The organism is Gemmata palustris, assembly GCF_017939745.1.
GTDB classification, from domain to species: Bacteria; Planctomycetota; Planctomycetia; order Gemmatales; family Gemmataceae; genus Gemmata; species Gemmata palustris.
Genome location: NZ_JAGKQQ010000001.1, coordinates 4,145,940 through 4,161,051, shown reverse-complemented (window position 1 = coordinate 4,161,051; position 15,112 = coordinate 4,145,940). Strand labels below are relative to the sequence as shown.

Below are 15,112 nucleotides of genomic sequence, written 5' to 3'. Positions count from 1 at the left end.
GCGGCGGTTCGGTGCCGGCAAAGGGCACGGCTCGCGCAGATCCGACACTCCGGATGCTCGGGGCGCCCGGGACGACGCGGATCGGTTGGATGCGGAACCCCGAAACCCAGGGAGAGAGACATGAGCGACGTCGCCGATCTGACGGCCCGAATCGAGGGCCGTTTCACCGCGGTAAGGGAGAAGCTCAAGCAGCAGCAACAAGAGTTGCTCCAGTCGTTCAAGGAGCGACAGGAACTGCTGAAGGTGTACGAGAGCGTTCGGCCCCGGATCGTCGAACTGGCCAAACCCCGGCTGGAGGCACTGGCGAAGCGCGCGGGCGACCGCGTTACGGTCACCCCGTCGGTATCCGAGAGCCGGAGGTCGGCGCGCTTCGAGTTCAGATCCGCCAAGGCGTACATCACGCTGACGTTCTCGGTCGCCCCGGACCGGGAGATCAAGAACGCCGTGGTGGAGTGCGACCTGCGCATCGTCCCGGTACTGTGGACCTTTGATCGGCACGCGGAGTTCAGCACCCCGATCGCGGCCCCGGATTACGCCGGGATGACCACGTGGCTCGACGACCGGATCGTCGCGTTCGTGGAACTGTTCATTCACATCAACGAGGGCGAATTCATCGACAACGCGGAGTTCGTGGAGGACCCGGTCGCCAAGGTCCGGTTCCCGAAGTTCGCGGCCGGTGCGACCCTCGATCACGGCGGTCAGACGTACTACTTCATCGACGACGACACGAAAGCCGATTTTGTCAAGCAAAAGGGCACCGCGTGACCGGCCGCACCGCTGCGCCGAGGGGCGGGCTGGGCATGGGGGAGGGAGCATGAAAATCGGCGTCGTCGGGAGCGGGTTGGTCGGTTCCACCGCGGCCTACGCACTGGTAATGCGGGGCGTCGGCCGCGAGATCGTACTCGTCGATAAGAACGAAGCCCGGGCCGCGGCGGAGGCCGACGACATTCGGCACGCGGTCCCGTTCGCTCACGCTCTCGAAGTACGCGCCGGTAATTACACAGACCTCGCGGGCTGTCGCGCGGTCGTGCTCTGTGCCGGGGTCGGACAGAAACCGGGTGAGAGCCGGCTCCAACTCCTGCGCCGGAACGCCGCGGTCTTTCGCGAGGTCGTACCGACCGTCCTGCGGCACGCGCCCGACGCGGTCATCATCGTGGCGACGAACCCGGTGGACGTGATGACCCATCTCGCGGCCCGGTTCGCCGCGGAAGCGGGTGCCCCTCCCGGGCGCGTGTTCGGGTCCGGAACCACACTCGATACGGCCCGGTTCCGCACGCTGCTCGGCGCGTTCTGTGGCGTGGACTCTCACCACGTCCACGGGCACGTGATCGGCGAGCACGGCGACTCCGAGGTGCTCACCTGGTCGCTGGTGTCGGTCGGCGGGATGTCGCTGGATGCGTTCGTGGAGCGGCGCGGCCTCGATCTCTCGGAACCGGTCCGCGCGACGATCGACGAGAAGGTGCGCCGGGCCGCGTACACGATCATCGGCGGCAAGGGGGCCACGTACTACGGCATCGGGTGCGCGCTCGCCCGGATCGTGGAAACCGTTCTGCACGACCAGCGCTCGATCCTCACCGTCTGCGCCCCGGCCCCGGACGTTTTAGGTGTGAAAGACGTGACCGTGTCCCTTCCGCGACTTGTTGGTGGCGCGGGCGTGCTCGAAACGTTCCCGCTCCCGCTGAACCCCACCGAGCACGCGCAACTCCGAACCAGCGCGCGCGTGATCCGCGACGCGCTCGACGAACTCGACCGCCCGGACCCGGGTCCGGGCTAACTTGGCCCGCTCGTGAGACGCAGTCTTACTACCCCGAGAGGAACTTCGTGATGACCACGACTCTTGCTCCGAAAGCGCCTTCGACCGACGGCCAGACGGCACCCTCGATCAGCGCGTTCGGCAAGGCGCGATCCACGATCGCGGGTGCCCCACTGAGTGCGGACGAGTTGCACAAGATCGATGCCTTCTGGCGCGCGAGCAATTACCTCGCACTGGGGATGACGTACCTCAGAGCGAACCCGCTCCTGAAAGAGCCACTCAAGCCCGAGCACGTCAAGGACCGATTGCTCGGCCACTGGGGGGCCAGTCCCGGTCTGGCGTTCGCCTACATCCACCTGAGCCGGGCCATCAAAGCCTACGACCTCGACGCGGTGTTCATGGCCGGACCGGGCCACGGCGCACCGGGGGTAATCGGGCCGTGCTACCTCGAGGGCTCGTACTCCGAAGTGTACCCGGACTGTAGTGAGGACGAAGAAGGGCTGCTGCGGTTCTTCAAACAGTTCTCCTTCCCCGGAGGGATCGGGAGCCACTGCACCCCGGAAACGCCCGGCAGCATCCACGAGGGCGGGGAGTTGGGCTACGTCCTCTCGCACGCATGCGGGGCCGCGTTCGACAACCCCGACCTGATTGTCGCGGCGGTCGTGGGCGACGGCGAATCCGAAACCGGCCCGCTCGCGACGAGCTGGCACGTCGGCCGGTTCCTGAACCCCGTGCGCGACGGGGCCGTTCTGCCGATCCTGCACCTCAACGGCTACAAGATCAACAACCCCACCATCTGGGCGCGCGTGCCGCACGAGGAACTCGAATCGTTCTTCCGCGGCATGGGCTGGACCCCTTACTTCGTCGAGGGGTCGGACCCGGAATCGATGCACCAGGCGATGGCCGCGACCATCGACAAGTGCGTGGCCGAGATCCGCGCCGCACAGAAGCAGGCGCGAAGCTCCGGTCAACCGTTCCGCGTGAAGTGGCCCATGATCGTGCTCCGCACCCCGAAGGGTTGGACCAGCCCGTCCGAAGTCGGAGGGCACAAGCTGGAGGGGAGCTGGCGCGCCCACCAGGTGCCGATGGCCGACGTGAAGAAAGACCCGGCGCGGCTGAAACAGCTCGAAGACTGGATGCGCGGGTACAAACCGGAGGAGCTGTTCGACGCCGGCGGGCACTTCCGCCCGGAACTCAAGGCCATCGCCCCGACTGGTGTAAGGCGCCTCGGAGCCAACCCACACACCAATGGTGGGAACCTGAAAAAGGCGCTCCGGATGCCGGACTTCCGCAAGTACGGCGTGAAGGTTGATAAGCCCGGGACAGCCGAGGCCGAGAACTGCCGACCGCTCGGCGTGTTCCTCCGGGACATCATGAAGGCGAACATGACGAACTTTCGCGTGTTCGGGCCGGACGAGAACACGTCGAACAAGCTGAACGCGGTGTACGAGGTCTCGAAGAAACTTTGGCTGGGCGAATACTTCCCCGAGGACGCCGACGGGACCGAACTCGCCCCGGACGGGCGCGTCATCGAGATGCTCAGCGAGCACACTCTGGAAGGGATGCTGGAGGGGTACCTGCTCACCGGGCGCCACGGGTTCTTCAGCACCTACGAGGCGTTCGCACACGTCATCGACTCGATGTTCAACCAGCACGCCAAGTGGCTAACGATCTGCAACCACCTGTCGTGGCGCGCAAAGGTACCGTCGCTGAACCTGCTCATCACCTCGACCGTGTGGCGTCAGGACCACAACGGTTTCACCCACCAGGACCCGGGGTTCCTCGACGTCGTGGTGAACAAGAGCGCCGCGGTGACGCGGATTTACCTGCCGCCGGACGTGAACTCGCTCTTGTCGGTCGCGGACCACTGCCTGCGGAGCGAGAACTACATCAACGTGATCGTGTCCGACAAGCAGAACCACCTGCAGTACCTCGACATGGACGCGGCGATCGTCCACTGCACGAAGGGACTCAGTATCTGGGCGAAGGCGAGCACCGACGCGGGCCAGGAGCCGGACGTGGTGATGGCGTGTGCGGGGGACATCCCCACGAAGGAAGCGCTGGCCGCGACCGAGCTGTTGCGCACCGAGTTCCCGGACCTGAAGATCCGGTTCGTGAACGTGGTCGACCTCTTCAAGCTCCAGCCCGATACCGAGCACCCGCACGGCCTGTCCGACCCCGACTTCGACTCGCTGTTCACGGTCGACAAGCCGATCATCTTCGCGTTCCACGGGTACCCGTGGCTCATCCACCGGCTCGCCTACCGGCGCAAGAACCACGCGAACCTGCACGTGCGGGGGTACAAGGAGAAGGGGAACATCAACACCCCGCTGGAACTGGCGATCCAGAACCAGATCGACCGCTTCACGCTGGCGATAGACGTGATTAACCGGGTGCCGCGGCTCCGGGTGGCCGGCGCGCACGCGAAGGAGAAATTCCGCAACGCGCAGATCCAGTGCCAGAACTACGCCTACGAGCACGGCGTCGATAAGCCCGAAGAGGCGAACTGGAAGTGGCCGTACTGAGGCGGGGTGTGCCCGATACCGTGCTGATGACCACAAACCACACCCGCGACGCACTGGAACGAACTGGAGCCGTCACGTGAGCGCGAGACCCCCGTCCGCCGGCGAACCCATCGTCCCGCTCTCGGACGAGCGGTCAGCGCTCGACATTCTGACCAAGACCGTGTTCGGGCTGTGGGACGCGGTCAACGACCTGACGCGGCTGCGCCCCACGAAGCGCGACCGCTACCGGGTGACGATCTTCGGTTCGGCCCGCGTCGACCCGAACCACTGGGTGTACGCGGCCGTTCGGGACACCGCGGCCGAACTCACGCGCCTCGGGTGCGACATCGTGACCGGCGGCGGTCCCGGACTGATGCAGGCCGCGAACGAGGGCGTGAAACTCGCCGACCCGGAGGGAACCCAACAGCAGTCCGTGGGCATCCGCGTCGAGCTGCCGTTCGAGCAGGACGTGAACGCCTTCGTGACGCAGGCGTTCGAGCACAAAACGTTCTTCACGCGGTTGCACCACTTCGTGCTGGTGTCGGACGCCTTCATCGTCACGCCCGGGGGCATCGGGACCGTGCTGGAGACGCTGATGGTCTGGCAGCTCCTCCAGGTGCGCCACCTGCACGACACGCCGCTGATCCTCGCGGGGCACTTTTGGGACGGGCTGATCGACTGGGCGCGCGCCGCGATGCTCAAACCGGACACTCCGCTCATCAGCCCCGGCGACTTGAACATTCCGCAGATCCTCCCCGATGGGCCGTCGATCGTGCGCGCCGTGCGCGAGCACCACGCCCGGTGGAAGGACAAGCAGGGCTGACCGTACACCGTGAACTTCTTCGAGGAACCGCAATGCCCGCGATCGAACCGGATCAGCTCGCGCGATACGAGTGCAACGGGTTCAAGTTCCCCGACCGCGACTACTACGACCGGCACGTGGTGTTCGATCACGTCGTGTCGCTGGGCGCCGCCACGCAGCGCGAGCGATTCGAGGCCGTCTCGCGGACGCTCCGTGACCTCCTCACGCAGCGCTGGATCAAGACCGCCGAGACCCACGACCGCGCGAACCCCAAGCAGGTGTACTACCTCTCGATGGAGTTCCTGATCGGTCGGTCGCTCATGAACAACATCATCAACCTGGGCGTCGAACAGTTCGTCCGCGACGACCTCCGGTCCGACCCGCGCCAGGACTGGAAGGAAGTGTTGGAGCAGGAACCGGACGCGGGCCTGGGCAACGGCGGGTTGGGGCGCCTGGCCGCGTGCTTCATCGACTCGCTCGCGACGCTCCAGATCCCGGCGATCGGGTACGGGCTGCGGTACGACTACGGCATCTTCCGCCAGGAACTGAGCAACGGCTATCAGGTCGAACAGCCGGACCCGTGGCTCACGCGGCCCGACCCCTGGGAGGTGAGCCGCCCGGGGGAGAACGTCACGGTGCCCCTCGCGTCCACTTTCGAGGTCCACGGTGGGCAAATCACCGTCCAGCGCGGGAAGTCGATGAGCCTGTTGGGGGTGCCGTTCGACCGGCCCGTGGTGGGGTACGGCGGGCAAACGGTTAACACCCTCCGGCTGTGGCAGGCCGCGACCCCGGACGTCTTCGATTTCGGCGAGTTCAGCGGCGGTGACTTCTTCGGCGCGGTCTCGAACCGCGTGCTGGCCGAATCGATCACGCGCGTGTTGTACCCGGACGACTCGACGCCCCGCGGGCAATCGCTCCGGTTCCTCCAGGAATACTTCCTCGTGCGCTGCTCGCTCGCGGACATCATCGCGCGGTTCCGCAAGCGCGGGAACGACTGGTCCGCGTTACCAGATAAGGTCGCGGTTCAGCTCAACGACACGCACCCGGCAATGGCGGTGCCCGAGCTAATGCGCATCCTGCTCGATATCGCGCACCTGGGGTGGAACGAAGCCTGGGACTTAACCACTCGCACGCTCGCGTACACGAACCACACGCTGTTACCGGAAGCGCTCGAAAAATGGCCGGTGGGGCTGTTCGAGTCATTGCTCCCGCGCCACCTGGAAATCATTTACGAGATCAACCGGCGGTTCCTGGACGACGTGCGGGCCAAGCACCCCGGCGACGAAGAGAAGCTGGCCCGCGTCAGCCTGATCGAAGAGGCGCCCGCGCGCCGGGTGCGCATGGCGAACCTCGCAATCGTCGGGACGCACAGCACCAACGGCGTCGCGGCCATTCACACGGACCTGCTCCGCCGGAAAACAGTAGCGGACCTCGCGGACCTGTTCCCGGACCGGTTCAACAACAAGACCAACGGCGTCACCCCGCGCCGGTGGTTGCAACTGGCCAACCCCGATCTCGCGAAGCTGCTCACGGACGCAACCGGCGGCGGGTGGGTCACCGACCTGCCGCGACTCAGGGGTGTCGACGCCCTCGCGACCGACGCCGGGTTCCAGAAGAAGTTCCTGGCCGCCAAGCGGAGCGCGAAGGTGCGGTTCGTGGACTGGATCAAGGCGACCGCGGGGATCGAACTGGACCCCGACACACTGTTCGACGTGCAGATCAAGCGCATCCACGAGTACAAGCGCCAGCTCCTCAACGCGGTCCAGTGCGTGGTGTGGTACAACCGGCTGCGCGCGAACCCCGGGCTCGACGTCCCGCCGCGCACGGTACTGGTCGCGGGTAAGGCGGCCCCGGCGTATCACCTCGCGAAGGTCATCATCAAGTTGTTCACGAGTATCGCGCGGGTGGTCAACACGGACCCCGCGACGCGCGGCAAACTGCGAGTCGAGTTCCTCCCGAACTACTCCTGCACGCTCGCCGAGCACCTGATCCCGGCCGCGGACGTGTCCGAACAGATCTCGACCGCCGGGTACGAGGCGAGCGGCACGAGCAACATGAAATTCATGATGAACGGGGCGCTCACGGTGGGCACCCGCGACGGCGCGAACATCGAGATCGCGGAAGAGGCGGGCGAGGAGAACTGCTTCATGTTCGGCCTGACCGCCGAACAGGTGCTCGCCGGCCGCGGGTGGTACGCCCCGTACTGGCACTACGAGAACGAACCGGAAACGGGCGCCGCCCTCGACCTGATTTTCAACAACCACTTCAACCCGGACGAGCCGGGCATCTTCGAGCCGGTCCGCGAGACGCTGCTGACCAAGGGCGACTACTACATGCACCTCGCCGACCTGGGCGCCTACGTGCGCACGCAGGAAGCGGTCGCGGCCCTCTACCGCGACAAGAGCGCCTGGGCGAAGAAGGCGATTCACAACGTCGCGCGGTCCGGGAAGTTCTCCAGCGACCGGACGATCGCCCAGTACGCGGACGAGATTTGGGGCGCCAAACCGTGCCCGGTGGAGTGAGGCGCGAGGGGCGACCATGACCTGGGAGTTCGGGTACCGACTGAGGCACACGGCCCGCACCTCGCTGGTGCTGTGGGCGGTGCTGGCGCTCGCGCTGGCCCTCGTCTGCGCACCTGCGGTCCGGTGGCTCGACGCGGAAACCGACTGGTCGGTGTTTCGGTACACGCCGGACGGCGCCCGGGCCGTCCTCGGGAGCTTCGTGAGCTCGACGCTCACGTTCATCGTGTTCGTGCTGTCGGCGACGCTGATCGTGGTGCAGTTGGCCAGCGGGCAGTTGACCCCGCGGATCATCGCGCTGGTCCTCACCACGCCGGGCGTGAAAGTCGCGCTCTCGGCGCTCACGTTCACATACGCCTACACGCTCGCGGCGCTGGGGCGCGTCGAGGACCGGGTGCCGCACCTCCACGTGAGCATCGCGGTGTTCCTGAATCTGGTGTGCATCATCGTGTTCTTCCGGTTCGTTCAGCAGTTGTCGAACGGGCTGCGCCCCGCGTCCGTGTTGCAGCTCGTGGCCGACCGCACCGAGCGCGTGATCGAACGAGTGTACCCCGTGCGGTACGACCCCGAGCAGCCGGAAGTGCCGCCCAACGAAGCGCTGCCCTCCTCCGCGCGGGTCGTCGAATTCTCCGGACGAGCGGGCGTGTTGGTGGCATTCGGCGCGGCCAGCCTCCTGCGACTGGCGCGCGAAGCGGGCGCGGCCATCGAACTGATCCCACAAGTGGGGGATTCCGTAGCGCGCGGCGACCCGTTATTCCGCATCTCCGGCGCGACGCGCGAGATTCCCTATGCCGCGCTGCGGGGGTGTGTGGCGGTGGGGACCGAGCGCACGTTGGAGCAAGACCCGCGGTTCGGGTTCCGGATTCTCGTGGACATCGGCAACAAGGCGCTCTCCCCGGCAATCAACGACCCGACGACCGCCGTCCTCGTACTGGACCAGCTCGACAACCTGCTCCTGCACCTCGGGCAGCACCGGCTCGACGAGGGCCAGGTGCGCGACCGCGACGGCAAGCTCCGCGTTGTCTACGGCACCCCGGACTGGCCCGACTTCGTGGCGCTGGCGGTGACCGAGATCCGGCACTACGGCCAGGGCAGCCTGCAAGTTACCCGCCGGCTGCGCGCGATGCTGGAGCACCTGATTGCTGCGCTACCCGAGGAGCGGCGCCCGCCGCTCCGGGCGGAACTGGCCCTGCTGGGTAGTTCGGTCGGGAGGAGTTTCCAGGACGAAGAGGACCGCAAACGGGCCGCCGTCGCGGACTATCAGGGGATCGGTGGATCGGATTCCTGACGAGGCACAGTGCCGTTTACTGGGTTCAGAGATGGCGGAGTTTCTGGAGGGCGTGCTGAAGGTCGCGGTTCTGGTCTTCGTCGTGACCTGTATGGCCGCGGCGGGGCTGGGGTTGAGTGCGCAAGCTCTCGTCGCACCGTTCCGGCGCCCCCGGTTGGTGCTCGCCGCCGTGGTCGCGAACTTCGTCGTCGCGCCGGCACTCGCATACGGGCTGACTGAACTGGTGAAACTGGACCGCCCTCACGCGATCGGTCTGCTCCTGCTCGCGGGCGCCGCGGGCGCGCCGTTCCTCCCCAAGTTGGCGGAGCTCGCGAAAGGCGATCTGGCATTCTCGATCGGCCTCGTGTTGTTGCTCACGGCGGGAAGTGCGGTCTTTATGCCCTTTGTGCTGCCGCGGTTGATGCCCGAGTTGTCGGCGGAGCCCTGGCCGCTGTTGCAACCGCTGCTGTTCACCATGCTGCTCCCGCTCGCGGCGGGAATGGTCGTCAAGAATCAGTTCGAGCACCGGTCGGCGCGATTACGGCTCGTGCTCACCCGCGTGTCGAACATCAGCATGGTGTTGACGGTCGTGCTGCTGGTCGGGTTGAACTCCCGCGCGATACTGGGGACGTTCGGCAGCGGGGCCGTTGCGGTGGCGATGGTGTTCGTGGCCCTGGCGACCGCAGCCGGCTTCGCCCTCGGTGGCCCGACCGCAGACACACGATCGGTACTGGCGCTGGGGACCGGGCAGCGGAACGTGGCTGCAGCGCTCCTTGTCGCGACGCAGAACTTCCCGGACGAACCCGGCGTGGTGGTGATGCTGTTGGTATCGACCCTCGCGGGACTGGTCGTGTTGCTCCCGGCGGGGCGGTGGTTCGCGCGCCGGGCCTCCGAAGTGATCGAACCGCGTTCTGTGCCGATTCCCGTGTCCCTGGAGGAGCGACAGCCGTGACACTGCCACGCGATACGGACGCGGCGAGCGTGTTCGTCAGCGATTTCGACGGCACCATGACGCGACACGACTTCTACAAGCTGGCGGTCGAATCGCTGATGCCACCGGGCACGCCGAACTATTGGGCCGAGTACCGCGCCGGCACGATCACGCACTTCGAGGCGCTCCGGCGCTACTTCGCTTCTATTCGCATGAGTGAGGCGGAGGTACTGGCCGTGGTCGACGGGATGGAACTCGATCCGCAACTCCCCGCGGCGGTGGAGGATCTGGGCCGCGCCGGGTGGAGCGTCGTCGTCGCGTCGGCCGGGTGCGCGTGGTACATCCACCGGTTGCTCGCCGCCGCGGGGGTGAGCATTGAAGTGAATGCCAACCCCGGACGGTTCGAGACGGGCGCGGGCCTATTGATGCAGATGCCCACGGATTCGCCGTACCTGTCTCAGACCCTGGGGGTCGACAAGGCGGGGGTCGTGCGCCGGCACCTGGGCGCGGGCCGCACGGTCGCCTTCGCGGGCGACGGGTTCGCGGACGCGGACGCCGCCCGTCTGGTCGCCGACGAACTGCGATTCGCCCGCGCCGATCTCGCGCAGGTCATGACCCAGGAGGGGCGCCCGTTCCACCCGTTCGAGACATGGTCGGACATCGCCCGCGTGCTCCTCCGGCGGGGGAACTGACATGCTCCGGCCGACACAGATCGCGATCCCCACACTGGTCCGCGCCAAGGCCGGTGCGCTGGACCGGCTCGGGCGCTACCTCGACCGGTCCGGGCACCGCCGGGTCGCGGTCGCCATGAGTCAGGGGCTAACCGCGCCGCTGCCGGATCGCGTGACGAGCAGCCTGAAGGAGCAGAACGTCGAAGCGGCCGCGTGGATCGAAGTAGCGGACAACGGGCTCGAATCCACGGTGCGCGCGTTCGCGGACCTGTCCAAAGGCGTAACGGCCATCGTCGGCGTGGGCGGCGGGAAGGCGCTCGACGTGGCGAAGTACATCGCGTTCCTCGGGCGCCTGCCGTACTTCGCGGTACCGACCTCGCTCTCGAACGACGGGTTCTGCAGCCCGCAATCGAGCCTGACGGTCCGCGGCGCGCGCCGGTCACTGCCCGCCGCGCTCCCGTTCGGCGTGATCGTGGACACCGCCGTGTGCCTCAACGCCCCGCGCGTCCTCACGCTCTCCGGGGTCGGCGATCTGGTGGCCAAGTTCACCGCGATCCGCGACTGGAAACTCGCGTTCCACGCGAAGGGCGAGCCGATCGACGACTTCGCGACCCTGATGTCGGACGGGACCATCTACTCGTTCATGAGCCACCCCGCCATCGACCTGGAGGGGATTCGGCTGCTGGCGACCGCGCTCCTGCTCAACGGGATCGCAATGGAGATTTGCGGCTCGTCGCGCCCGGCGAGCGGGAGCGAGCACCTGATTTCGCACGCACTCGACGCGACCTCGGCGCGCCCGCGGTTGCACGGGCTCCAGGTCGGCGTCGCGACCTATCTCATGAGCGTATTACAGGGCGAAAATACAGAACGCATTACGGCGCTGTTCGATTCCACCGGGTTCTGGGACGTGATCGCCGCGGACCCGTTCTCGCGCGACGAGTGGATGACGGCGGTGCGCAAAGCGCCCTCAATCAAAGAGGGCTACTACACCGTGCTATCGAGCCGCGACGCGGTGCCGGAAGTGGAGCACCTCCTGACCTCCGATCCGCGCCTGGTGCGGTGCTTTCAATAGCGGTGTGGTCCGGAACGAGAGAGAAACATGATTCGCAAAGACATCATCGATCTGTTCCACGTACCCGCGGGCAAAAAGTTCCGGCTCAAGGACCACAATCCGGGCTGGAAACAGACCGAGGAACTCAAGGACTTCGGCAAGGACGCGCTGAAGGCCCGCGCGAAGGAAACTCTGGACGAGAACCTGCGCGCCCTCGCGGACGCACAAAGTCTGCTTTATGCCGACGACCGGTACTCGGTGCTGATCGTGCTCCAGGCGATGGACGCGGCCGGCAAGGACGGGACGATCCGGCACGTGATGTCCGGGGTGAACCCGCAGGGGTGCCAGGTGTTCAGCTTCAAGAAGCCGTCGGCCGAGGAACTCGATCACAACTTCCTCTGGCGCTACATGAAGAGCCTGCCCGAGCGCGGGCGCATCGGGATCTTCAACCGCTCGTACTACGAGGACGTGCTGGTGGTGAAGGTCCACCCGGACTTCCTCGGCGCACAGCTCCCGCGCGAGAAGGTCGGGAAGAAGTTCTGGGAGGACCGCTACGAGGACATCAACAGTTTCGAGCGCCACCTCGTCCGGAACGGGACGCTGATCCTCAAGTTCTTCTTGAACGTCTCGAAGGAGGAGCAGAAGCGCCGGTTCCTCGACCGGCTCGACCGGCCGGAGAAGAACTGGAAGTTCTCGGCGTCGGACCTGGCCGAGCGCGGGTACTGGGACGACTACATGACCGCCTACGAGGACGCGATCAGCGCCACGAGCACGGACCTGGCGCCGTGGTACGTGATCCCGGCGGACCACAAGTGGATCACCCGGTCGGTCGTAGCGGACATCGTGACGACCTCGATCCAGGCGCTCGATCTGAAGTACCCGGTCGTGTCCCCGGAACAGAAGAAGCGGTTGGAAGACGCCCGGAAGCAGTTGGAGGCCGAGTGATTCAGAGCTCGGGTTGATGATTTTCTGTAGCCGGCCCCTGCCAACAGATTGCAAACTTGGGCTTTAGTCGGCTTCGGATTGTGCCCTCTCCCCTTGCGGGAGAGGGTGGTGAGGCTTTGCGAACCGGGTGAGGGGTAACCTCCTGAATATGGAAGCAACCCCTCACCCCGCCGCGAAGCGCGACGACCCTCTCCCGCAAGGGGAGAGGGCACAACCCAAAGCAGAATCGTTGCACACGTTTGCAATCTGTTGGCAGGGGCCGGCTACAGAAAGCAACACTCCGCCCGTTCCACCAGCGAAGGAGTTCAGCCGTGAGTCGGAAACAGACGCGCATCGCGGTTCTTTGCTACGGGTGCTTGGCCATCGTTGCGGTGTGGCTCGCGTTCAGTGGTGGGGAGTCCGCGCGGTCCGCTCCGCCCGCTCGAGACGGGCAACCGGTCATTGCCGTAACCGGTGCGGCCCCTGACGACCGACCGACCGACAAGGAGAGCGTCCAGAAGGCGCTCGACGGGTTCGTGGCCGCGTTCCGTAGTGGTGATGCGAAGGCCGTGGCCGGTTCCTGGACCACAGAAGGCGAGTACACCGACGACGAAGGGACCACCTATCGCGGTCGCGCCGCACTGGAGAAGGCGTACACCGAGTTCTTCGCGAAGAACAAGGGCCACGCGCTGGAGGTCGAAGTCGACGCGGTCCGGTTCCCGTCGAAAGAGACCGCGGTCGTGGAGGGGCACTTCAAGCTCCGCAAGGCGAAGGGGGCGGAACTGATCGTCAGCAAGTGCAGCCTGCTCTACGCACGCGAGGACGGCGCGTGGCGCATCGCCATCGCCCGCGAGTGGGCCAGCGACGGGCTGACGCTCCGCGACCTGGAGTGGCTCATCGGAACCTGGGAGGCGAAGCGCACCGGCGTGACTGTGAGCACGAAGTACGAGTGGACCGCGAACAAGGCGTTCATCCGCTGCACGTTCTCCGTCGTCCAGGATGGGGCCACGCACACGGGGACACAGATGATCGTGCGAGACCCGGCCACCGGGGAACTCCAGCAGTGGACGTTCGAGGACTCGGGCGGGATCGGCAGCGCGGACATCACGCGCGACGGGAAGAAGTGGGTCATCACCGCCCGCGGAACGGCCCCCGACGGGCGGGCGCTCACCGCGACCAACATCATGACACCGATCGACGCGGACACCTTCATGTTCCACTCGGTGGAGCGCACGGTGAACGGCGAAGAACAACCTGACCTGCCGCCGATCAAAGTCACGCGCGTCAAAACCAAGCCCTAACCCCAACCACACCCACGAGGAACCAGCCATGAAACGGACCCTCTTTGTGACCGGTGTGGCGGCGCTCGTCGTACTCGCGGCGGGGCACGACTCCCAGGCCCAGCGCGGCGGGCGCGGGGGCGGTGGGGGGCGCGCGGCTCCTCCTGCAAGCCGCGGGGCGATCGCGCCCGCGCGCACCAACCCGCCCGTCGGCACGTACAGTGGCGGCACGAGTACCCGATCCAGTAGCACCGTCGTCGGCCCGGCCGGAGGAACGCGGACGGTTGGAGGTGGGAGTGGGTCGTACACGACCAAGGGCGGAAGCACCATCGACTACGCGGGCGCGGGTCGCACCGCGACCGGTCCCGGAGGCGCAACGGCCGGGCGCGGGGTCGGGGGAGTCACCGTGACCACCCCCGGCGGTAAGACCGCGACAAAGGTCGGTACCGCGGGCGGGATCGCCGGTCCGGGCGGCAACGCGGCCGGCACCAGAGGTAGCGTCACGGTCGGCAGCGGTCCCAACGGCTCATTCGGTACCGCGAGTCGCGGCGGTGTCGCTGTTGGGCCGCAGGGGGTCGTAGCTGGTGGGGGGCGCGTCGGTACTGCGACCGGGCCGGGAGGGACGGTTTCGGGCGGGACTCGCGCCGGGGTCGCGGTCGGCCCTTACGGGGCGGTGGCTGGGCGAACGACCGTCGCTGGCGGGGCCGGCGGTACCCGTTACGCCTCTCGAACGACTCTGGCGACCACCGGCGGCGCGGTACGCACGAACTTCAGGTACTACGGCGCGTTCAGCCCCAACTGGTACGCCAAATACCCCGGGGCGTGGTTCGCGGCCGGCTGGACCGCGGCCCGGGTCTGGAGCGCCCCGGTTTGGGGCACCGTGTCCAGTTACTGCAGTTACCCGGCGGAACCGGCCTACTACGACTACGGCGAAACGGTCGTCTACTCGGGCGACACCGTGACCATCAACGGCGACACCGAGGTTCCCGCGACGGAGTACGCGCAGCAAGCGACCGACCTCGCCGGCGCGGGCAAAGAGGCTCAAGTCGAAGCGAAGAGTGACGACTTCCAGACACTCGGCGTGTTCGCGATGGTCGGCGAGGGCGAAACGAAGTCCACGAACATCTTCCAGCTCGCGGTGAACAAGGCCGGGGTCATCCGCGGAAACTATTACAACGCGCTAACCGACACGACCGAGCCGGTGTACGGGTCCGTGGACAAGAACACGCAGCGCGCCGCGTGGACGGTCGCGGACCGCAAGACCCCGGTGTACGAGGCCGGGATCGCGAACCTGACGCGGGACGAGACGACGATGCTCGTCCACTTCGCGAAGGACAATTCGCAGCAGTTTACGCTGGTGCGAGTCCAGCAACCCGAAGGGGAATCGCAGGGGGACAAGTAGTCGCGCCG

The 15,112-nt window shown here is 66.6% G+C and carries 12 protein-coding genes; all 12 read left to right on the top strand.

Annotated elements, in window-relative coordinates; all coding sequences use genetic code 11:
* Positions 1-120: 120 nt before the first annotated feature.
* The 12 genes from J8F10_RS17155 to J8F10_RS17100 all read left to right on the top strand — a co-directional run bounded on the left by J8F10_RS17155 (position 121) and on the right by J8F10_RS17100 (position 15,104).
* Positions 121-765: a hypothetical protein gene (locus J8F10_RS17155; RefSeq protein ID WP_210655648.1), complete on the top strand. Its 645-nt coding sequence runs from the start codon at positions 121-123 to the stop codon at positions 763-765.
* 49 nt (positions 766-814) lie between these two features.
* Positions 815-1,774, top strand: coding sequence for an L-lactate dehydrogenase (locus tag J8F10_RS17150; protein ID WP_210655646.1), 960 nt, complete (start codon positions 815-817; stop codon positions 1,772-1,774).
* Between the two features lie 50 nt (positions 1,775-1,824).
* Positions 1,825-4,278, top strand: coding sequence for a phosphoketolase family protein (locus J8F10_RS17145; RefSeq protein WP_210655644.1), 2,454 nt, complete (start codon positions 1,825-1,827; stop codon positions 4,276-4,278).
* A gap of 76 nt (positions 4,279-4,354) precedes the next feature.
* Positions 4,355-5,080 (top strand): LOG family protein, encoded by a 726-nt coding sequence (locus J8F10_RS17140; RefSeq protein ID WP_210655642.1) that lies wholly within the window; start codon positions 4,355-4,357, stop codon positions 5,078-5,080.
* 32 nt (positions 5,081-5,112) lie between these two features.
* Positions 5,113-7,581, top strand: coding sequence for a glycogen/starch/alpha-glucan phosphorylase (locus J8F10_RS17135; RefSeq protein ID WP_210655640.1), 2,469 nt, complete (start codon positions 5,113-5,115; stop codon positions 7,579-7,581).
* A gap of 16 nt (positions 7,582-7,597) precedes the next feature.
* Positions 7,598-8,866: a DUF2254 domain-containing protein gene (locus J8F10_RS17130; RefSeq protein WP_210655638.1), complete on the top strand. Its 1,269-nt coding sequence runs from the start codon at positions 7,598-7,600 to the stop codon at positions 8,864-8,866.
* Positions 8,867-8,897: 31 nt separating this feature from the next.
* Positions 8,898-9,797, top strand: a complete 900-nt coding sequence (locus J8F10_RS17125) for a bile acid:sodium symporter family protein (RefSeq protein WP_210655636.1) — start codon at positions 8,898-8,900, stop codon at positions 9,795-9,797.
* Positions 9,794-10,468: an HAD-IB family phosphatase gene (locus J8F10_RS17120; RefSeq protein WP_210655634.1), complete on the top strand. Its 675-nt coding sequence runs from the start codon at positions 9,794-9,796 to the stop codon at positions 10,466-10,468. Before J8F10_RS17125 ends, J8F10_RS17120 begins: the two co-directional genes overlap by 4 nt.
* Before the next feature lies 1 nt (position 10,469).
* Positions 10,470-11,519, top strand: coding sequence for an iron-containing alcohol dehydrogenase family protein (locus J8F10_RS17115; protein ID WP_210655632.1), 1,050 nt, complete (start codon positions 10,470-10,472; stop codon positions 11,517-11,519).
* 27 nt (positions 11,520-11,546) lie between these two features.
* Positions 11,547-12,443: a polyphosphate kinase 2 family protein gene (locus J8F10_RS17110; protein WP_210655630.1), complete on the top strand. Its 897-nt coding sequence runs from the start codon at positions 11,547-11,549 to the stop codon at positions 12,441-12,443.
* A gap of 311 nt (positions 12,444-12,754) precedes the next feature.
* Complete coding sequence (locus J8F10_RS17105; RefSeq protein WP_210655628.1) at positions 12,755-13,723, top strand: YybH family protein; 969 nt, start codon at positions 12,755-12,757, stop codon at positions 13,721-13,723.
* 28 nt (positions 13,724-13,751) lie between these two features.
* Positions 13,752-15,104, top strand: coding sequence for a hypothetical protein (locus J8F10_RS17100; RefSeq protein WP_210655626.1), 1,353 nt, complete (start codon positions 13,752-13,754; stop codon positions 15,102-15,104).
* Positions 15,105-15,112 lie beyond the last annotated feature (8 nt).